Genomic DNA, 21,490 nt, shown 5'->3' with positions numbered 1-21,490 from the left:
AAAATACGTTAATTCCCTTTTTGATTTCCATAAAATGTACATACTTACTATACATCTCATAATCCGGCCATTAAGTCTGCCTATTAAAGGCCGAAAGCTATATCAATTATCCTAATACAAAATATCCTTTTCAATCAAATGGGATATTCCGCTCCATTGATTATCATATGAAACAGATGCATTTATTAAATGGCAAAATCCTTGAAATGAGAGGACACGTTAAGGTAAAGCCAGGATAATGGCACAGAACTCATGTTTTTCCTATAATGTTATTCTTTTAAGCATATATGACCAGCTAATAACAATAACAGGCAATGAAATTAATTATAACACGTACATCTTTATCTTATATTAAAGTTTCTTTACACATGCAGTATGTAAATGAATCGTGATTGCCACTTTTTCCGCAAAGCCTTATAATAAATCAACTAATAGGAAGCACGAAGGTGGAATTATATGCTCACTCAATATTTAACGGTGGCAGGTCGCGGCGAACATGAAATCGTCATTGAAAAATCCCGTTTTATTTCCCACATCGCCCGGGTCGAAACCGAAGATGCCGCACAGGCCTTTATCCAGGAAATCAAGAAAAAGCACAAAGATGCTACACATAATTGTTCAGCTTATATGATCGGGGAACAAAATCAAATCCAAAAAGCCCTCGACGATGGGGAACCGAGCGGAACGGCAGGCGTCCCTATCCTAGAAGTGCTTAAGAAGAAAGAACTGAAAGACACAGCTGTTGTGGTCACTCGGTATTTTGGCGGCATCAAACTTGGTGCTGGCGGTCTCATTCGCGCTTACAGCAAAGCGACTTCAGAAGGGATAAATGCCACTGGTGTCGTCATTAGGAAACTGATGCGGGTCATTTCGACAACCGTCGACTATACCTGGCTTGGAAAATTGGAAAACGAATTGCGCTCTTCCATTTATCAAATAAAGGAAATTCAATACCTTGATCAGGTCAATATCCTTGTATATGTTGAGGAAACACAAAAAGAGACATATATCGCTTGGATTACAGAGCTGACAAATGGTCAGGGCCATATCACGGAGGAAGAAATGCTTTATTTGGAAGAGGAGTTCTCCTGATATACTCCTGCATATTTTCCCTTTTTTTTGCTGTAATATAATTGAAAAGAAATATTTATTTTACGAAATTATTAAATCATTGTAAAATTAGGTGTAATATATGACGAAATATAAACTGCAGGATTCGAAAAATAGCGATATATGTCTGATGTTCGTTATTTAAAAGGAGAAGAAAAAGATGTCTACTACTAGGCGTGTTTATAAAATTAAAAAAACAAAGAAAAAAAGGCGAAAGAGGCTTTGGTTATTGCTTGTTCCCCTTCTGGTACTTGGTCTGGGGGCTTCTACGTATGCTGCAACCCTGTATATGAAAGCCCAGAATGTATTCAATGATTCCTATGACCCTGTGGAAGCTTCAGCAAAGCGGGATGCAGCTATCGACCCGCTCGAAGATAATTTCTCGATCCTTTTCATAGGAATCGATGATAGCAAGGACCGTGACTTAAAAGGAAACTCCCGGTCGGATGCTTTAATGCTGGCCACATTCAATAAAGATCAAAAATCTATAAAGCTATTAAGCATTCCGCGTGATTCATATGTTTACGTGCCAGCTAAAGGCGTAACCACGAAAATCAACGCGGCCCATGCAGCCGGCGGTCCGAAAGCGACCATGGACACCGTAGAGGAGTTACTCGATGTCCCTGTCGATTATTATGTTCGCATGAACTTCAATGCTTTCATCGATGTCGTAGATTCATTGGATGGCATCGAAGTCGACGTCCCTTATGAAATAAATGAAATCGATTCACATGACAAAAAGAATGCCATCCACCTCGAAGAAGGATTACAGACCGTTGATGGTGAAGAAGCATTAGCATTTGCACGGACACGTAAAAAGGACAGTGATATCCAACGCGGCGAGCGTCAGCAGGAAGTCCTGAAAGCCATCATTGCCAAAGCAACCTCTGCTGGATCACTGACGAAATATACAGACGTAATGGAAGCTGTCGGTGACAATATGACAACGAACCTTAAATTCTCGCAAATGAGAGGTTTCATAAAATATGTGACTACCGATAAAGGCATCAATCTTGAAACCATCAAACTTGAAGGTCAGGATTCTACCATTAACGGAACCTATTATTATCAGCTGAACGATACATCATTAGCAAACACTAAGCTGTTGCTTCAATCCCACTTGAACCTGGGACCAGCTGAAGGCAATCAAACTGAAGCAGTTCAATCACAAATACAAGAATAAAGCGAACCCCCCACTCGTCATGAGTGGGGGTTTTTAATGCATTCCATTTGAAATCACATACTGCCGCAAGAATGGCCCTAATAAGATCAAGCACCCATTACAAAAAAAGCCACCAACCGTTACTTCAAACGATTGGTGGCTTTCCAATAAAACTAGCGAATCTAGTAATCTATTCCTAAATGATCATGGCTTGTTTTTAAAGTTGAGCATCTTGAGCAACGGCTGGTAGTTTGAATTGACCAAGCCAATTTTCTCCACGAAAATCTCTATGATCAGCAGAAGTCCCGTTACAAGGATCAAAGCCCCCCACATCGTGGCAAATGAAAAGATTATGGCCGCTAAACCAAAGCAAGCAGCTAAAGCATAAATGAGCAAGACAGTTTGCTTATGGGTGAATCCCAAGTTTATCAAACAGTGATGTAAATGTGATTTATCAGCAGCCGAGATCGGCTGTTTATTGACGACCCTGCGGATAATCGCGAAAAATGTATCCGAAATGGGAACACCCAAAATGATGATCGGTACGATCAAGGAAATCATCGTTACGTTTTTAAACCCTAGCAGGGACAGAACGGCAATGATGTAACCTAAGAATAAGGCACCTGTATCTCCCATGAAAATCTTTGCCGGATGGAAGTTATATTTCAAGAAGCCAAGAGTGCTTCCAATCACGATCAATGCGACCACGGCAACAAATAGGTCCCCTTTAATAAGGGCCATAGTTGCAATTGTCACTAATGCGATCGTTGAGACACCGCCTGCAAGACCATCCAGTCCATCTATTAGGTTGATTGCATTAATGATGCTGACGATCCATAAAATGGTGATCGGTATACTGAAAACACCAAATTCAAGAGTATCGGTAAAGAACGGCAAGTTGATGAATTCCACTTCAAGACCGCCCCATAATACGATAATCAGGGCAGCCAAAACCTGGCCCAGGAATTTGGGTGCAGCTCTTAATTCAAAAATATCATCAGCCATCCCGATCAATATGATGACAAGCGCTCCCACCAGAAGGGGCAGCTGCTGCCCAAAATCATCCATGAAAAGCAAAAAGGTAATGAAAAAACTCAAAAATATAGCTAAACCGCCCATGCGCGGCATAATTTTACTATGCACTTTTCGCTCACTCGGTTTATCGGTAGCTCCTAATTTAAAGGCCAGCTTTCCGACAAAAGGAGTCAAAAAAATGGATAATAAAAAGGCTACCAACAAGGCCCCTATTAACATCAGGAACGACATCAAAAACCACCTCAATTCAACTAAAAATCTAATACCCGTAACGATCTATAAGAAAACCTATATATAAATGCTTATTTTAATTTTTCATCCTCAAATAAACATTATATACGTTATTGGCTAAAATCTCTATAGAAAAGTTGTTTTTTGCAAATTTTTGTAAATCCAGCCCTATCTTTGTCAAGTCCCCGGATTTTTTTAATTCCAAAGCATTGCAAATGGCCAGTTTCAGCTGTTCGACATTGCCGATATCCGTTATCCAGCCCTTGCTCCGATCGGGAATCAATTCCTGTACACCGCCGACATCACTAGTGATTGCCGGAAGACCGGATCTTGCTCCTTCAAGTAAAACGAGTGGAAAGCTTTCGCTTAACGAAGTCAATAATGTGATGTCCCCCAACGGGTAGATTCGATCTAAATCTTCACGATACCCTAAAAAGTACACATGATCGGATAACCCCTTTTCCGAGACCATCTCTTCCAGAGCGGATCTCCTGCTTCCGTCCCCTGCAAGTATCAGCTTCACATGGGGGAATTCCGATACCACTTCACTTAATGCCGCTAAAGCAAATTCATGACCTTTCACCGGTTCAAGCCTTGCAGGCATGATGATGATGAAGTCATCTTTCCCGAACCCGAAATCTTCTCTTTGAAACGGGAAAGGCAGTTTCTTTTCAAAGTCAATTCCGTTCAGGATCTTTGTTATTTTGGTCGAATGGATTCCTTGGTCAATCAAGTCCTGCTTAAAGCGGTCGGAAACCGCCAGTATATGATCAGCATATTGAAATGACCTTACATGAAGGCCCGTAAACAATTTCCCTTTTACACCCTGCCCTAAAAAATCATGATGAGGCGAACTGTGAACAGTAAGGAGCCATGGGCATTTAATGAGGTGCTTTATAAAAGCACCATATATATTAGCCCGCGGACCATGTGTATGGATGATGTCTATATTATTTAGACGGATAAAGTCCCTCAAAGGTTTCAAAATTGAAAGGTCATATTTGGAATGTTGCTTGAAAAGTTCAGTTTGTATCCCGGAGGACATGGCCCGCCGGTATAGTTCACCCTTTTCAAATACACCAAGCAAACACTCCTCTTTATTCAATTGGTTCAGTAAGGACATAATATGAAACATACCGCCGCCGGTTTCATTCCCAGCGTTCAAGTGCAAGATTCTCATCCAGTCCACTCCTTATGTTCAGGAACGCTGCACCGTTTTCCTTAACCGCCTAACCTTTAATACGAATCTTGGCAGCGCAAGCATCCGTTTCCACCGTGAAGGTTGCTGGATCAGTCGGTACAACCATTCAAGACGCATTTTTTGCCAGAAAACCGGGGCGCGGTTCACCTTTCCCGCAAGTACATCAAAGCTTCCCCCTACTCCCATGAATAACCCTTTATTGAATAACGCATAGTGTCTGGATACCCATTTCTCCTGCCTAGGGAACCCTAATGCAGTCAAGATGATGTCAGGTTCAAGTTCCGCTATCGACTTCGGCAGGGCATCATCCTTGATATCAATGTAACCATGGTTGTATCCCACCAACTCGAGACCCGGGTATAATTCTTTTACTTTCAGGGCCGCTGCTTCAATCACGTTTTCCTCCGCTCCAAGCAGATATACCTTCAACGCTTTTTCATCAGCGACCCGAAATAATTCATTCATCAAGTCGAATCCTGTAATCCGCTCTTGTAAAGGTTGATTTAGCCATTTAGAGGCCATAATAATACCAACGCCATCCGGAGTGATGTAATCAGCCGATATAATGATGTCTTTATAGTCCTTATGTTCATTTGCATACTCGACTATTTCGGGATTTGCCGTAACGACAAACGTTTTTTCCTGATTCATCAATCTCGGATAAATCATTCTATTCATGAACTCATCCATATTGCTATCAATGAATGGTATGGTTAGTATCTCAACAAACTTCTCTGTCATTTCACTTCAGCCTTTCATATGTACTATACATCTAAAGGGTGGGGTATTATTCAAGAAATTTTTTCATACACATCATAGAACATGATTTTTGATTCAAAGGTGGTTAATCAATTGAAGTTTATAGAAAAACAATCGTTACCCATTCTATTTCTGTGCCTGCTCATCCCATCGGCAGTGCCTCACCCTATCGCCGGTTACATTGCAACGGCGTTGATGCTCGTTTTTATCGGTATAAATAAAAAAAACCTGTTATTAATTCTATTCATTTATTTCCCTGCCCGTCCCCTATTGATGGAACTGAATAGCGGCTTAACTTATACAGGTGACCTGATCATCCTCACCTTATTCATTTCTTTGCTTATTGAAAAATTCAAAAAGAACGAATGGCCATTTTCGAAATATCATTTCACTGCGCCATTTTGGTTGTTTTGTTTAATTGGTGCCGGTGCTGCACTCATAAACGGGGTGGGAATCCTCCCCATCTTGTTTGAACTCCGTGCATTGCTTATTACATTCTTGCTTCTTTACATTATCGGTGAATTAAATCTAGAAAGAAAGGATATCTTTCGCTTTTTGAAGGTAATCCTAATATTTACTATCTTACTTTGCCTGCATGGCCTAGTGGAGAAAATCTTTTCACGTACCATCCTGCTTCCCCGCGCATGGGAATTGTGGAATCTTTCCCCAGCAAACCGGATGAGGATTTATGGAGCACCAGCCAATCCTAATGTATTTGCCTTATTCTTAAGCATCCAGTTATTCCTTGGTTTCTTTCTATTTCAATCGCTGAAAAAATATAAATGGATCGTCTTCCTGGCAGCCATCCTGATTTCCGGAACGTTACTGCTTACCTATTCGCGGGGCACGATGATCGCATTCGGGTTCGCTGCGCTTGTCTTTATAATTTGGACTAGAAATAAACCATTTCTCAAATATGCTGTAGGAGCATTTTGTCTCGGCCTGCTTCTTATTTATTACCCAGTTTTATTTGCATCAAGCAAAGTGGAGGTATCCGCATCAATTCCCATGGAAAACGTGGTGATTGGCAGCACCCCCTCTTCCGAACACGAACATGCCCTCTCCAATCGATTTTCAGAAATGTTCTCTGATAAGACCCTGCACCAAAGTACTGAATGGGGCCGGTTATATGTCCTAATCAAGGGAATTGAAATTTTCAAAGATCACCCGGTAATCGGCACCGGGCTAGCAACCTTCGGAGATTCTGCCACACTTTCCTTCTCCTCACCAATCTATCAGGAGTACCAAATTGGTGAAAGGATGTATACCGATAATCAATATATCCAGATTCTGGTCCAAACTGGTGTGCTGGGCTTCCTTGCAGTTCTTGCATTCATCTTTTTCACCTGCCGGCAAATCCTGAAATCGGGAAAAGGCACATTCGCGGCGTTCAACATCTGCCTGATGTTGGCCGCATTACTAGCAGGACTTTTCTACAATATTCTCGAAGATAAAACGTTTACGCTGATATTTTATAGTTGTTTGGGATTCTGTTTACAGAAGGACATCATTTTAAAGGATTGAAAATATGCCTACTCTTTCAAATGTCATTAAATCGGTCGGGCTCGTCACCATTATTGCAGCCATTGGAAAAGTCCTCGGATTCGGGCGGGAATCGATCATAGCCGCCTATTTCGGGGCATCATCCATGGCGGATGTTTTTTTCGTGGCAAGCCTCATACCAACCATTCTTTTTACGGCTCTCGGCAGCGGTCTTCAGGCCGGCGTTATTCCTATTTATTTGGAAAAGAAAGCGGATAACCCAAAAAAGGCGGACGAATTCATCAGTGTTTTAGGTTCTTTCTTCATGCTGGTTGCCGGAGTCCTGACCATTGCCTGCATGATTTTCATAAAGCCGCTCGTCATGATGACAGCCCCGGGTTTCTCCGAGTCAGAGCTTGCCCTGACGGAATCACTGACCCGGATCATGCTGCCAAGTTTACTATTTTTCACGCTTTCATACATGGCGACGGGGGTCCTGAATGCGAATAAGCGCTTTATTCTGCCGGCACTCACTTCAACTGCACAAAACACGGTCATTATAGCTGCCACCGTATTGTTCGCTGCTCCCTATGGGATTGAAGGACTTGCTTGGGGGTTTGTGTTCGGTGCAGCAAGCCAGTTCCTTATTCAATACCCATCATTGAAGAAATACGGAATCCGGCCCATCGTCTCTTTCCTGCCTCATAAAAGGCAGATCGCACAAACATTGTTCACCTTTTACCCAATCATTATCGCCGCCTTGGCGATCCAGTTGAATAGTGTCGTCGATCGGATCATTGCGACTTCGCTCGAAACTGGGAGCGTATCGGCCCTTAATTATGCGAATCGCCTGCTGTGGCTGCCATTGAGCATTGTCCTTACGCCGCTGATTACCGTATTGTACCCTTCAATCGTCGAGCGCGCGCTTATAAGCTATCAATCTTTCCTTAATTTGACCTTAAAAGGGTTGAAATCGCTGTTATTTCTAGCGATTCCGTTCATGGTCGTCATGTTAATCAGCGGAAACAGCCTAATCACTCTGGCTTTCCAACGCGGGGCTTTCGATGCTTCAGCAACTGATATGACTTATAGGGCATTCCTCTTTTATTCAGCTTGCCTCCCATTCTTTGCACTGAGGGATTATTTGATGAACGCCTTCTACGCCTTGAAGAAAACGAAAGTGGCCATGTATTCCTGCCTGATTGCCGTTTTGCTTAATGTGCTGCTCAGCTGGGTTCTATCACGTTACCTCGGCGTTGGTGGCATTGCTTTAGCATCGGGGATTTCCATGCTCCTGCAATCTCTCTACCTTTTCAGCTACCTGTGGCTGAAGACAGGGAGAACGGACAAGGCCGCTTTCAGGGATGTTTTTCAGGAAATCGGCAAGCTTACCATCATCGGAGCCATCCTTTACGGAATCGCTCTCTGGATCCATCCGCTTACCCTATCGTTGCCCATCATCATGGAATTGGTGATCATCACGCTGCTGGTATTCGGATTATATCTCGCACTATCCATGCTTTTTAAAGTAAGCAGCCTGCAAGGGCTGAAAAGGACCAGATCATCAAAGTAATAAACTAGAAGAAGGAGTGCCAATATGAACATTTTAATCACAACGATTTTCAACTACCCTCATGAAGGGGGGCTATCGAGCCATATCACTACGTTAAAAAAGGGGTTAATGTCACGGGGCCATAATGTGGACATATTATCTTTCTCTCAATTACCAGCTTTCAAGAGGAAGATGCTCGCCCAGGCTCCAGGATTTTTATTAAATAAAGTAAAACAGGGGAGCGGCCAGCTTTTCAATGATCGGCAACGCCAAAAATTATTGGCTTCATCTATTAACGCCTTGAAAAAGGACTATGATGTCATCAATGCCCAAGACATTTTCGCAACCCTCGCTTCCATCGAATCCGGGATACCAACGGTGCAAACCGTGCATGGGTATTATTCATTCGAGGCAGTCAGCAGGGGCGCTCTCCTTCCGGACAGTGAAGAAGATTTGATCATTCGCGAGCTAGAAAGAAAAGCTTACCAGTCCGCTGCAAAAGTTGTGACGGTCGATCAAAGGATCAAAGACTATATAAATCATTTGGCACATATAGAGGCGGATACGATCAAGAACTTCATTGACGTGTCTGCTTTTAAACCGGAGATGGCAAAGCGGGAGCAAACTCGCCGGGACTTTCAAATACCGCTACATAAAAAGATGCTTTTCGTTCCGAGAAGAATGACGGAAAAGAACGGTGTCATCTACCCGCTCCTTGCTTTGCCGGAGGTGCTGGAAAAACATCCTGAAACGGTTTTGGTTTATGCAGGTACAGGGGAACAGCGAAGCCGTCTTGAGGAAACCGCAGCAAGTCTCAATATATCCGCTTCCGTACTTTTCCTGGGTTCTGTGCCGTTCGAGAAAATGCATAACCTCTATGAAGCATCGGAAATCGTACTCATCCCTAGCGTTCATTCCCACGGGGTGGAAGAAGCGACTTCCATTTCCGCTTTAGAAGCGATGAGTTGCCGCTCACCCGTCATTGCAAGCGCAATCGGGGGTTTAAAGGAGATTCTCATTGATGGCGAAGATGGCCTTTTAGTAGAGGAAAAAAATAAAGAAGCACTTGCACAAGCCATCTCCCTTTTGCTTAAAGACCCTGAATATGCAGCAAAGTTAGCTTCGAAAGCAAGGTATAAAATGGAAAGCGAATACTCCCACCTTTCAGCAGCCGAGCGGTTTGAGAAAGCTTATGTTGAAGTGCTTAACTAAAAAAAGCAGACCCGAAGCCCGGGTCTGCTTTTCACGTTCATACCAGTGCGGAACTACGTCTTTTCATTTGCTCTTCACGGTATTTTTTCTGTTCTTGTTTAGACATGGCGTTATATTCTTTTAAGAATGCCTCATATTGCGGCATTACTTCCTTCATGTCACCGTATGCCTTTAACTCTCCATATTCAAGCCATAATGCCTTTTGGCAAAATTTCTTCATCTGACCGATTGAATGGCTGACAAAGAACATCGTTTTGCCCTTTGCCTTAAATTCGTTCATTTTCTCTAAACACTTCTCAGCAAAGTTTTTATCCCCGACAGATAAGGCCTCATCAATAATCAGGATATCTGGATCGATATGCACGGAAATGGAAAAACCAAGCCTGGACTTCATGCCGCTTGAGTAGGATTTCACCGGTTGGTCAATGAACTTACCAAGCTCCGAAAACTCAATGATCTCAGGCTCAAGTTCTTTGATGCGATTTTTATCGAATCCGAGCATCAGCATTTTCAGTTCGATGTTTTCCCTGCCCGTCAACTGATTATTCAGGCCCGATGAAACGGCAATCAAGGCCGTTTTCCCATTAGTTTGGACATTTCCGTCCGTAGGCGGGACAATGCCTGCAATAATATTGGACAATGTGGATTTACCTGATCCGTTGACCCCGACAAATCCTATTACATCGCCCTTTTCTGCTTCAAAACTAACATTCCTCAGAGCGAAGTACTCTTCCCCATAGCTTTTAGGCAAAAGGAGATCCAATAATTTTTCCGAGTTTTTATTATATAATTTATACTTTTTCGTTATATCTTTGACTACCACCGATTTTTCCAAATTTTCTCACTTCCAGTTTACTTAAAGTCAACAAAGCGATCTCTGAACCTGACATGCAGCGAGGAACCTATCATAAACAAGATGATAACGACTGCCCAGAAATAAAGCGTATACTCCCAATGCGCTATCAGATACCATGATTCCCCCAACAACGAAGCTCGATACCCTTCCACAATATAATATAGTGGATTCAGCTTCATGATGTTGACTATGGTAGGATGTTCCTTAGCATCCATTACCCAAAGGATTGGTGTTAAATAAAACATGACTTTCATCAAGGACACGATGATATTATGAACGTCACGAATGATGGTTGATAATGTTGAAGTGATTAAACCCAACGAAAATAACAGCAAGACCGTCGCTGCAACATAATACGGCAGTTGCAAAATGTAGAGTGTAGGGAGGTAACCTGTAAACCCTAATAGGATGATGATGACTCCCAGCAGCATGAGATGCTGATACAACTTAGCAAAGATGACATACGATGGAATTACACTCATCGGAAAGCTCATCTTGGATACCATATTCATTCGGGAATAGACGGATTTGGACGTTTGGGTTATGGCCGGGTTCACAAAGAACCAGACAACGATCCCTGCCATCAGCCATGGAAGGAAATCATCCCCGCGATTTAAGATGATAAATCCAAATACAAACCAATAAATCGCAATCTGTATCATCGGATTGATGATTTCCCATAGGACTCCCAGGTAGTTACTGCTGTTGGCACTTTTCACCTCATAAACAGATAAACGCCTTACCAAATAAAAATGTTTGATTTGTTCTTTTAAAACGGTCAAAGCTGAACTCATAAATTACACAGACCTTCCTAAAAACACTTTTTCTACGACACGGCGTGAAGCCTGGCCATCCTCGAGTGCACAAAACCGCTCGTGAAAATGATTGATATCATTGGTATTTTCATATTTCATCGTCTTGATACTATCAATGACCGCATCAGATGTTTTGACTAACAAACCTGGTGCATTCTTTTCGAAATCAAAGTAAAATCCGCGAAGCTTATCTCTGTAATTTTCAATATCATATACATAGAAAAGCATCGGACGCTGTAAATTTGCGTAATCAAAGAATACGGATGAATAATCGGTTATTAATAAATCCGAAATAAGATACAAATGACTAATATCTTCGTAACTGGATAAATCATAGGCGAATCCTTCATGCGCCGATAAATCCAAGTTCTCAGAAACCAAATAATGAAGACGGAGCAAAATGACATACTCCTCCCCCAATTCCCGTTTCATTCGATCCAGATCCAGTTTTATTTCGAACTTATATTTTCCCTTGCTATAAAACTCATCATCCCTCCAAGTCGGGGCATATAAAACGATCTTTTTCTCTATTGGTATACCCAACTTCTGTTTCAATGAGTCGATTGTATCACGATTATTCCCGTTGTAAAGGATATCATTACGTGGATAACCGGTTTCCAGAATTTTAGAGGCATCGACATTGAAGGCCCGGGCAAAGATTTCACTTGAATAAGCATTCGGTGAGATTAAATAATCCCATTTACTTGATTCGGCATGGAAATTTTCTTTATATTTATCCGTCGTCGTTCCAGGCATATGAACTTCATTCATATCCGCCGCAAGCTTCTTTAGTGGAGTACCATGCCACGTTTGCAAATAGATCGTGTGCTTCGGCTTCGGAATCCAAAGCGGAAGCCTGCTGTTCGTCACCCAATAACGGGCCCTTGTCATTTTGAGCAGCCAACTGAATGAAAAACGATCGAGATATGGAATGCCTGCCTCTTCGAAAAGAGCTGCATATCTTTTATCCACGCTCCAATACATTTTATATTCAGGATGGTTACTCTGCAAGTATTCATAAATCGCCCGGGGATTACAGCTATACTGCTTGCCCAAAAAGCTCTCAAAAATGACAAGCTTCTGGTCCACTGGCAACACTGTGCCCGCCAATGCAAAAGCCATTTTATATCCTCTTAAAATAATTGCTTTAGCCTTATTTTTAACTAACGATAGAAAGGAAGGTCTCTTTGAGGTTTGTACATTTTCATTTGACATATCCGATCTCCCTTTTTATTGATTAATGATCATTTCAAACTAAAAATAAGCTCACCCAATAAAAGGGAGAGCTTATTTTTGGCGTACTTCTAACAGCTACTCCAAAGACTTAATTGCCAGTCCCAAATTATTTGCCACTGTTGTATAAAACTCCACATTTTTCTTATTATACGTCATCTTATTTTTCAAGATCCTTTTAATATTCACCAATTGATAATCATTGTAGCGAATGAACACTGTAAATAATGACATTTCCATTTTATCAATTTCTTCTAAAGAAACAGTAAACTGACCTCTATTACCTTCTATTTGAACTCTGCAATTGATTTCATTGTCCATTCTTTTTCGATCACGTATCAATACTGAATCTATGTTGTCTATATCATCACCATAAATCTCAAAACTTTGGTGGTAGACATTATCCATGATAAAGGAATCCATTGCACGGGCAAGCATCGGTATCCTGACAAAACGATATTCGTCGTCCAGAAATGGCAGTTCATAATATGGTAAACCGTCTTTAATGTGATACTTTTTATTGGAATCTCGTTTTAACCATTCAAATAACTTTACGAAATCCTCAATGCGATCCCCCATGAATAATTCAAGAGCCAATTTATAAATAGGCACCTTAAATTCATTCTTAAAATCATATGACAAGTTTTTCGAAGTTTCGACAGCTTCCCTTAATATTTCTATAAAATCTTCTTTATTCTTGGATTTCACAAAAGTTTGGCTGTCGAACGTTTTTACAATATCGTACTCATAAATCCGGTTAAGTGCCACCTTTTTCAATTCAATGGCAATGTCTTTGGATTGAATATACTTTATTATGTCGATATCCGCTTTTCTTTTTTCCAGCACATTCGTAACACGTGTTAAAGAAGAGGAATTTTCTGAAGTCCTATTGACATAATAAATAGGTTTTTTAGTAGTTGATACTGCTCTGACTTTAAAGAAAACATCATTAAAAAACCATTTATCTTCACCGAATTTCATATTCGGAAAACCAATTTCATGTTCTTTAACCATAGGCAGATTCATCATCCTGGCCGTTGGACCCATATGATAAAAAAAGTGCGGAACATCCATTGGGGTGATGCTTCTTCTTTCTTTAATGGAAGCAAACTCACCGATGACACTCTCTGCCTCAGATTCGACTTTTACCGTTTTGCCCACTACATAATCATCACCGGTTTCCTCCAGGATATTATAGAGGCTTTCCAGTCCATCATGGGCAAGCCAGTCATCCGCGTCTAAAAAAGTTATATATTTGGATGTTCCCAATTCAATTCCAATGTTTCTAGGGGTCCCAGGTGAACCATTATTTTCTTGAAGAGTAACTGAACAGATATTTTTATATTTAGCTGTATACTCCTGAATGATTTTATTGGTAGCATCAGTCGAACAATCATCAATAATGATGTATTCAATCTGATCCATACCCATTGTCTGATTTATTACTGATTCAATCGTTTTTCTGATGAATTTTTCAGCATTATAAGCAGCCGTGACTACAGTGACCTTTTTTTCTTTTCCTAAAAATTTATTCCTTAAGCCTACAGGGTTATTTTTTATTGAAATTTTACCGCTCTTTAAAAGTTCCCTCGCCTTTTGACGTACCAAGAAATTCATACGATTCCCTCCTTTTATGTAGAGGTAACATAGATGTTTCTATCAGGCAGCCAGTTACCAGTTACTTAAAAGCAACAATACCCTTTATTTCAGGAATCAATCATTAAAAAATTTATCCACGATTCTCTGTGTAGCTTTACCATCCTCTATTCCACAATACTTCTCTCTAAATAAACCATATCTCTCTTTGTATTGCATGTTTATTTCATCAATATTGGTAATAGTATCGATAATCTCCTCAGTCGTTTTTAAAAATGGACCTGGTGCTTCTTTTTCAAAGTCCATATAGAATCCGCGGATGTTATCTCTGTAATCTTCCAAGTCATACGTGTAGTACAAAATCGGCCGGGCAGTATTAGCAAAATCGAACATTACGGAAGAATAATCCGTAATCAATATATCAGAAATCAGGTAAAGTTCCTGGATATCTGAATAATTGGATACATTTATCACGAAATCCTCGAATTCGCTCGGAATGCTGAGATTATTACTTATAACAACATGCATCCTTAACAACAGGATATATTCATCCCCTAGTTCTTCCTTCATTCTTTCCAAATCAAATTTCAGCTCGAAAATGAATTTATTGTTTTTCGAAGTTTGATTATCCCGGAATGTAGGAGCATATAAGATGACTTTTTTTCCTTTTGGTATCTTCAGTTTTTCCATCACTGAGTCGGCAACCAGTGAAGCATCTTCCTTGTAAAACAAATCATTTCTCGGATATCCCGTTTCCAATATTTCCCCCTCATATTTGAAAGCACTTCTGAAGGCTTTGGATGCGTATGGACTTGGTGATATTAAATAATCCCACGTTCTCGTTGCACCATGCACCCGATTCAAGTACCCCTCGTCTCTTCCTTGAATATTATCGATATCAAACAGCATTTTTTTCAAAGGGGTTCCATGCCAAGTCTGAATATATGTCGTTTCCTTCCTTTTGCTTAAATAAGTAGGGAAGTTTTGATTATTTATCCAATAACCTGCTTTGGCCAAATAATAATAATATTCCGGGCTTAGGCGTTTGATCAGCTTCGTGTTCTTTCCTTTTATCGGTAAATTACCATTATACACCCAAACTTTTTTATATTTATTATCCCTTTTGACCAGTTCTTCATAAATATATTTGGGGCTATCAGAGAATTGCTTCCCTATCCCACTTTCAAAAAGAATAAGGTTCCGGTCAACCGGTATGATCCTGGACATGATTTTATAAACTTTTTTCATAACAGGGAAATACTGTTCACTTTTCCTAAATCGATTCATAATGAGTTTTGATATCGGGTGGTTATATAATTTAATAAGTGAATTCTGATCTTTTTCTGCATGTTTAATCACTTCGAATATCCTTGAATTAGAATGGACATCGCGATATTTAATAAAACGGTTGGCCTTATCGATATACTTTTTCTTCATGACAAAATCAGTGTTGGCGTATTCGGCTAATACACCCAACAATCCATCCAATTCATCAACGATTTCACCCGGAAGATCGTTATCCAAATCCAAATGTGACGGTCTTTTCCCTATGAAACGATCTCTATCAAATTGATAGTAAATAACCGGTTTATGCAGGAAACTAAAGTCGAAAGCAACACTTGAATAGTCCGTGATCATAATCGCGCTTTCCTTAATTAACCTTTGGACATCCACTTCACCCTGACTAATCACCCGAACAGGGGCATCTTTAAAATAAGACGTGAATTTCTGCATATTAGGGTGAAGGCAAAATATGATTTCAAACCCATTATTTTTAGATAACTCATGTAAAACCGGGTGATTCACCAAGTTCTGATACCTTTCGAAATACTCGCTTTCCAAAAATATTTCATCGGATGTAATCCAATCTCGCCATGTCGGAATGATGAGTAATTGCCGCTTTGTTAAAACATCATCCTTAAACAGTGAATCGAACCTAGAAAGTCCGGTCGTGAATACTTCCTTTTCGTTGTATCCAAAATCCGTTACGATCATATCCTTTTCGAAGTCTGAACTAACTAGAAAAACATCCGTACTAAAACCGGAGGATGCATTTTTCCCGTAGTTTGCAACCATGTTCTTAGTCCCCATAACACCATGTTGAAGAAATACCTTAACTCCCTTAACACGATTTTTAAATTCAGATGTTCTTAAAGGATATAAATAATCCGGATGATGTGATGAAATGATACGTGTCGATTCCATTGTCTTTTTAATATGATCCTTTGACTTGAAATAAAGGATATTCCCAAAGGGCTCGACGTTCTTGGCTTCCACGGAATTTTCTTCTATTACATAATAGACTTCTTTTTCAGGGTGGTTTTCCCTCATATATTTAAAAAAGTGATATCCGGTATCTTGGGCTTTATAAGTTCTTTCGCCAATTAGCCAAACATCCTTTTTCTTTTTAAATAGGGCCAAAAAACGCCTCCATCCCATCATCTTTTTTAAATATCGATAACTTTCCGTAGAGAAGTTAAACACTTCCAAAGATAAATTGGATGCTTTAAAGGTATAATATGGATTGATGATGGCCACTCCATTATTCGAGCTCACATCGGTCTTTTTTGTAAATAATTTAGTTCTCGTGGTCGGTCTTCCGACGCGTACCATTTTCGGCTCTTCCTGATCATGTAAATGTAATTTCATGTAAATATCATATACATCATCTTCCAAATCCACACTGACTAATTGTTCTAAATCCAATTTCAAATCATATATATATCGATTCAGTCCAAATTTCTTAATATTCATTTCCTTATTATGAATAAAAGATAGATTGGCCTGATATTCTTTGCCACTTTGTCTTCCTCTAACTAGGCCCTCACCTTTTATGATCGCGGAATGCTTGGTGAAGATTTGACCATTAACATGCATGGTCTTCGAATTGTTTTTCATTTTTTCAATTTGAGACTTAATCTGTATTTTAGGGGTTTTATTGATGTAAAGAGATATATTCCCTTTATTCGTTATCGAGAATATACTTTGTTTATCTTCATAGGTGTAAATACTTAAATTGTTCGTGTACGTCTCCTGAAAACGCCCTAGACGAATTGGAAATTCAATATGAACCTGTTCGTTCTCTTCTACATATTCAGCTTTATGTTCGATATTAAGTATTGTTTTCTTGCTCAGCTTTTCAATCGGAACGGCTACCTTTATATAACAGTCATAAACAGTCGGTTCATCATCTACTAATTTCCGCATTAAATCTTTCATATCTACTTTAAAATCAAATTTAGACGAGCTCACCGATTCAGCTATTTTTATTTTCTGATCTTCGTTTTCCCTAGAATATAGCCATAGTTCTTTTGCGCAATAATGTTCTATTGAAAATTCTCCTTTAATCAATAGCATATTTTCCTCTTGCGCAATGGTCAGAACTTGTTTTAGCTTAATTTTAGGCGCTTTTTTTGCTTTCCCTTTTCCAAGAAGCTTTTTAATCATTTTAGACCACCTATAACAAATTATTTATTTAAATAAAAATGAATCATTCATTGTACCTTAAAATCATAAACTTTTTTTGGTTTTTCCTCAATATCATTAAACAGACAGGTGAATTTCCCTTAATTCCCCTTCAATTCCACCTATGAACAAAAAAGAAAGTATCCAGGTGATTTGTTGTCGTACCAAAACAAAAAACCGCAAAAATCAAATGCATGTCCTTCCATGTTGCCAGAATGGAAAGGGAATAGCAAAAACATGTCTTTCAATTACAAAGAAGTCTTCTTACTATCAAAGTGAACGCTTTCAAAACAGGTCTACCGTTTATATTTTCCCCTCATTAAATGGTTCCATAAAAGTTAAGCGATAGATTTATGGCCGGTAGATACCCATCCTCTGTCCTTCACCTTCCACTTTTAGAAAACAGGATTTATGAAGCTCCTCTAGTTGTTCTCTCCTAAACGTGGTAAAATTGTGAGTGGCTTTTCTGATTGCAGCAAGAATGATGAAATCTTTTTTCATTCATTAATGTGAGGGGAATTATTTTTAAATACCATTAAGTATAAATCCTTACATTAATTATGGACACTTTATTATGCCCTTCAGAGTCATACAAATTAGTCAACATTTAATTTTAACTTAAAAAATAATATTTACAAGAATCATCAATGTAAAAAATTGTGGTTTATTTGTAAAAAAATTGTGGTTTATTTGTAAAGCTATTAAGTTATAATTAGTTAGAGAATGTCATTGCCTAAAAAATATAGGAAAACAACAAGCAGAATTAAAGAGCTGGTTGCCTGTTTTATTGTTCCATTTCATATTCTAATAGACCAAATATATATTAATTTGATTGAATAACAGTTCAAGAGTCTTAAAGGAGGAATAAAAATGAAAAAAGTAATCACTTACGGAACCTTTGATTTGCTTCATTGGGGTCATATCAATCTATTAAAACGTGCTAAAGATTTAGGGGATTATCTGATCGTTGCCATTTCTACGGATGAATTCAATGCTTTAAAAGATAAAAAAGCTTATCACAGCTTTGAAAACAGAAAAATGATCCTAGAATCAATTCGTTATGTGGATGAAGTCATACCTGAAGACAATTGGGAACAAAAGAAGGAAGACATCGTTCGCGAAGGTGTGGATATCTTTGTAATGGGTGATGACTGGAAAGGCCAATTCGATGAATTATCCGAAGTTTGTGAAGTGGTCTACCTTCCAAGGACAATCGGCATTTCAACTTCCCAAATTAAAGATGACCTTCTACAAGTTACTAATGGCTAAAGAATTCGCGATAGGGATTTATCTTTTTTGTTTCAAAGTTTTATTCTCTATCTTTAAACTTTTCCCTTTATATGACAAAACGACCTTTGTCACATCATTCGGGGACAATTGCCAATATATCGCAGATGAAATGGACAAGCAGGACATTTCCGTTCAAAAGGTATTTTTAATGAAATCAAGCAGTTCTATACAAGTTAAGGACGATGGGGAAACCATCGTCCTTCCGTTTGAATCAAAAAATATCAGTGCCATGATCCGATCGATTTATCATCTGGCTACATCAAGATGGATTATCATCGATAATTATTTTGGCTTTCTTTCAGCCATTTCATTCAAAAAGCAAGTGACATGCGTGCAAGTGTGGCATGCGGCCGGTGCCGTAAAGCAATTCGGAGCAAAAGATCCTTCCATTAAAAACCGTTCAGCCGGTGCAAGGAAAAGATTTTTTGAGGTATATGATAAATTCGATTATGTTACGGCAGGTTCAGAGAGAATGGCCGAGATTTATCAAGAAAGTTTCCAACTGCCGGCATCCCATATCCTAAGGACCGGGATCCCTCGGACCGATTTCTTTTTTAATGATGAATCAAAAAGGACTGCCCGTAATGCTTTGCTGGCCAAGTATCCAGAACTTGAGCATAAGAAAATCATGTTATATGCCCCTACATTTCGTAATGACGGCTTGAACAACGGAAAGATTGCTCTTGATTTGGAATTGCTCTACAAGGAACTTAAGGGCGAAAATTATGCGTTATTGCTAAAGCTGCATCCAGCAGTAAAAGCAGAGCATGATTTACAAGATAAATTCCCGGGATTCATTTACCCTGTCAATAGTGACTTTCACGTTAATCAACTGCTGATCAGTACGGATCTTTTAATAACCGATTACTCATCGATTCCATTTGAATTCTCTTTTTTGGGAAGACCCATGATATTCTTTGCATATGACTTAGAAAAGTATGTGCAGGAACGGGGATTCTGGGAGGATTACTCTTCTTCCATGCCCGGACCCGTGGTATCCACCACGGAAGAGCTCTTGAGGAAAATCCGTACTGCCGATCATTCATCAATGAAGATCGCTTCCTTTAACCAAAAATGGAATGAATACTCCACGGGAAATTCAAGCAGGAACTTAGTTGATTTCCTTTATAAATAAAACCACCCACTTCGTAAAACGAAGTGGGTTTTCTATTTTTCCATAACCACTGAGCGGAATGCACGCCCTACAAAAAGGTACATTTTTTTCATAAAGTGAAAAAGGGAAACACCACGCTCCGAAATATGAAAAAAGACTCACAATATAGAAAATATTGTAGATTACAATACTCAAACGCCACCAATATAAACCAGTAAAATACTACTATTTTCCCCTTGTAACAAAAATGTAATATGTTTAAACCCATTTATTTTGTTAGAATAGGGAAAAAGACATATTCGAGGTGGAAAACCGTGAAAAAAAGTGTTGTCGCATTTTCGACATTAGCCATTTTATCTTCGACTTTTGTTTCTCCTGCCCTTGCCGGTACATATACAGTCAAAAGCGGTGATAACCTAAGTAAAATCGCCCAAAATCATAATACGACGGTAAAAGACTTAAAACAGCTTAATAACTTAAAATCAGACTTTTTGAGAATCAATCAAAAATTAATTACACCCAACTCCAAAACAACATCAAATGCTCCTTCAGTTTCCGTGAAAACAACAAAGAAAACCACATATACCATTGTTTCAGGTGATACCTTAACCAGGATAGCAAACAAGCATAACCTTACACTTGCTGAATTGATGAAACTGAATAACTTAAAATCCGATAGAATTTATGCAGGCGCCAAACTTATCGTATCCAAATCAACCACCACCACTACCATTGATTTACCCGGCAGCTCCAAACCATCCAGTGGTACACAGACCCCAGCCAATTCGTCTACATACATTGTGGTAAAAGGTGATACTCTTTCCAAGATTTCCAGAAAAACAAACTTGACTGTAGCCCAGCTTAAATCAATCAACTCGCTAAAGTCCGATTTAATCAGAGTAGGGCAAAAACTGAAATTAAGTACCTCGGCAAACACTGCCCCTGCAGATAAAAACGATGGTGGAAAAGTGGAAGCCCCAAGTTCAGGAAACAAAGTGGCCAAGCTCGTTTCCGAAGCAAAGAAATTGATTGGCACACCTTATTCGTGGGCGGGTTCCTCCCCATCAGGATTCGATTGCAGCGGATTCATCTACTATACGTTCAAAAAGGCTGGGTATGATGTTCCAAGGCTTTCATCATCCACCTATTATGATATGGGCAAAAAAGTTACTTCACCGAAAAGCGGCGATCTTATCTTCTTTGCAACGGGTTCCAATAAATCAGTCATAAGCCATATGGGAATTTACTTGGGCGGCGGGGAATTCATTCATGCCTCATCAAGTAAGGGAGTAACGATCAGTACTACTTCAAACTCTTATTTCAAAAGTAAAATCATCGGTTATAGAAGTTTATAAGATTTACTTGCCAGACTTTCTC

General features: G+C 39.5%; 15 protein-coding genes and 1 pseudogene. 8 read left to right on the top strand and 8 right to left on the bottom strand.

Annotated elements, in window-relative coordinates:
• Positions 1-456: 456 nt before the first annotated feature.
• Entirely contained in the window at positions 457-1,092 is a 636-nt protein-coding gene (locus OTG27_RS01310) for a YigZ family protein (protein ID WP_057278137.1), read from the top strand.
• A 178-nt stretch (positions 1,093-1,270) separates the two neighbouring features.
• Positions 1,271-2,293 (top strand): LCP family protein, encoded by a 1,023-nt coding sequence (locus OTG27_RS01305; protein WP_268564581.1) that lies wholly within the window; start codon positions 1,271-1,273, stop codon positions 2,291-2,293.
• Between the two features lie 183 nt (positions 2,294-2,476).
• Here the strand turns inward: OTG27_RS01305 and OTG27_RS01300 are convergent, their stop codons facing one another.
• The 3 genes from OTG27_RS01300 to OTG27_RS01290 all read right to left on the bottom strand — a co-directional run bounded on the left by OTG27_RS01300 (position 2,477) and on the right by OTG27_RS01290 (position 5,480).
• Positions 2,477-3,526, bottom strand: a complete 1,050-nt coding sequence (locus tag OTG27_RS01300) for a glycosyltransferase family 4 protein (RefSeq protein ID WP_268936142.1) — start codon at positions 3,524-3,526, stop codon at positions 2,477-2,479.
• A gap of 88 nt (positions 3,527-3,614) precedes the next feature.
• The gene (locus tag OTG27_RS01295; protein ID WP_268936005.1) at positions 3,615-4,718 is read right to left on the bottom strand and encodes a glycosyltransferase family 4 protein; all 1,104 of its coding nucleotides are present in this window, start codon (positions 4,716-4,718) and stop codon (positions 3,615-3,617) included.
• An 18-nt stretch (positions 4,719-4,736) separates the two neighbouring features.
• Complete coding sequence (locus OTG27_RS01290) at positions 4,737-5,480, bottom strand: WecB/TagA/CpsF family glycosyltransferase (protein ID WP_057278141.1); 744 nt, start codon at positions 5,478-5,480, stop codon at positions 4,737-4,739.
• Positions 5,481-5,591: 111 nt separating this feature from the next.
• Between OTG27_RS01290 and OTG27_RS01285 the strand changes: the two genes are divergently transcribed.
• From OTG27_RS01285 to OTG27_RS01275, 3 genes are read left to right on the top strand one after another with little or no spacing between them, the layout of a single operon-like run.
• The gene (locus tag OTG27_RS01285) at positions 5,592-7,022 is read left to right on the top strand and encodes an O-antigen ligase family protein (RefSeq protein ID WP_268936004.1); all 1,431 of its coding nucleotides are present in this window, start codon (positions 5,592-5,594) and stop codon (positions 7,020-7,022) included.
• Positions 7,023-7,026: 4 nt separating this feature from the next.
• Positions 7,027-8,553, top strand: coding sequence for a murein biosynthesis integral membrane protein MurJ (gene murJ, locus OTG27_RS01280; RefSeq protein WP_268936003.1), 1,527 nt, complete (start codon positions 7,027-7,029; stop codon positions 8,551-8,553).
• A gap of 24 nt (positions 8,554-8,577) precedes the next feature.
• Positions 8,578-9,744: a glycosyltransferase family 4 protein gene (locus OTG27_RS01275; RefSeq protein WP_268936002.1), complete on the top strand. Its 1,167-nt coding sequence runs from the start codon at positions 8,578-8,580 to the stop codon at positions 9,742-9,744.
• A gap of 37 nt (positions 9,745-9,781) precedes the next feature.
• Here the strand turns inward: OTG27_RS01275 and tagH are convergent, their stop codons facing one another.
• The 5 genes and pseudogenes from tagH to OTG27_RS01250 all read right to left on the bottom strand — a co-directional run bounded on the left by tagH (position 9,782) and on the right by OTG27_RS01250 (position 17,691).
• On the bottom strand, positions 9,782-10,579 hold the full coding sequence (tagH, locus tag OTG27_RS01270) for a teichoic acids export ABC transporter ATP-binding subunit TagH (RefSeq protein WP_057278145.1): 798 nt from the start codon (positions 10,577-10,579) through the stop codon (positions 9,782-9,784).
• A 17-nt stretch (positions 10,580-10,596) separates the two neighbouring features.
• Positions 10,597-11,394, bottom strand: a complete 798-nt coding sequence (locus tag OTG27_RS01265; protein ID WP_034315708.1) for an ABC transporter permease — start codon at positions 11,392-11,394, stop codon at positions 10,597-10,599.
• Positions 11,395-11,397: 3 nt separating this feature from the next.
• Positions 11,398-12,603, bottom strand: a pseudogene (locus tag OTG27_RS01260) (CDP-glycerol glycerophosphotransferase family protein); the annotation flags it as partial.
• 123 nt (positions 12,604-12,726) lie between these two features.
• A complete protein-coding gene (locus OTG27_RS01255) occupies positions 12,727-14,265 on the bottom strand; it encodes a glycosyltransferase family 2 protein (RefSeq protein ID WP_268936001.1) in 1,539 nt (512 codons plus the stop codon).
• A 96-nt stretch (positions 14,266-14,361) separates the two neighbouring features.
• Positions 14,362-17,691, bottom strand: a complete 3,330-nt coding sequence (locus OTG27_RS01250; protein ID WP_268936000.1) for a CDP-glycerol glycerophosphotransferase family protein — start codon at positions 17,689-17,691, stop codon at positions 14,362-14,364.
• Between the two features lie 888 nt (positions 17,692-18,579).
• Between OTG27_RS01250 and tagD the strand changes: the two genes are divergently transcribed.
• The 3 genes from tagD (at position 18,580) to OTG27_RS01235 (ending at position 21,468) form a co-directional block, all read left to right on the top strand.
• Entirely contained in the window at positions 18,580-18,978 is a 399-nt protein-coding gene (tagD, locus tag OTG27_RS01245; protein ID WP_034315711.1) for a glycerol-3-phosphate cytidylyltransferase, read from the top strand.
• On the top strand, positions 18,971-20,134 hold the full coding sequence (locus tag OTG27_RS01240) for a CDP-glycerol glycerophosphotransferase family protein (RefSeq protein WP_268935999.1): 1,164 nt from the start codon (positions 18,971-18,973) through the stop codon (positions 20,132-20,134). The genes tagD and OTG27_RS01240 overlap by 8 nt, the downstream gene beginning before the upstream one ends.
• Positions 20,135-20,427: 293 nt before the next feature.
• Complete coding sequence (locus tag OTG27_RS01235) at positions 20,428-21,468, top strand: C40 family peptidase (RefSeq protein WP_268935998.1); 1,041 nt, start codon at positions 20,428-20,430, stop codon at positions 21,466-21,468.
• The last annotated feature ends 22 nt before the right edge of the window (positions 21,469-21,490 follow it).

The organism is Peribacillus sp. AS_2, assembly GCF_026891895.1.
GTDB classification, from domain to species: domain Bacteria; phylum Bacillota; class Bacilli; order Bacillales; family DSM-1321; genus Peribacillus; species Peribacillus frigoritolerans.
Note: the sequence above shows the minus strand (reverse complement) of the source record. Positions and strands in the feature narration are given on the sequence as shown.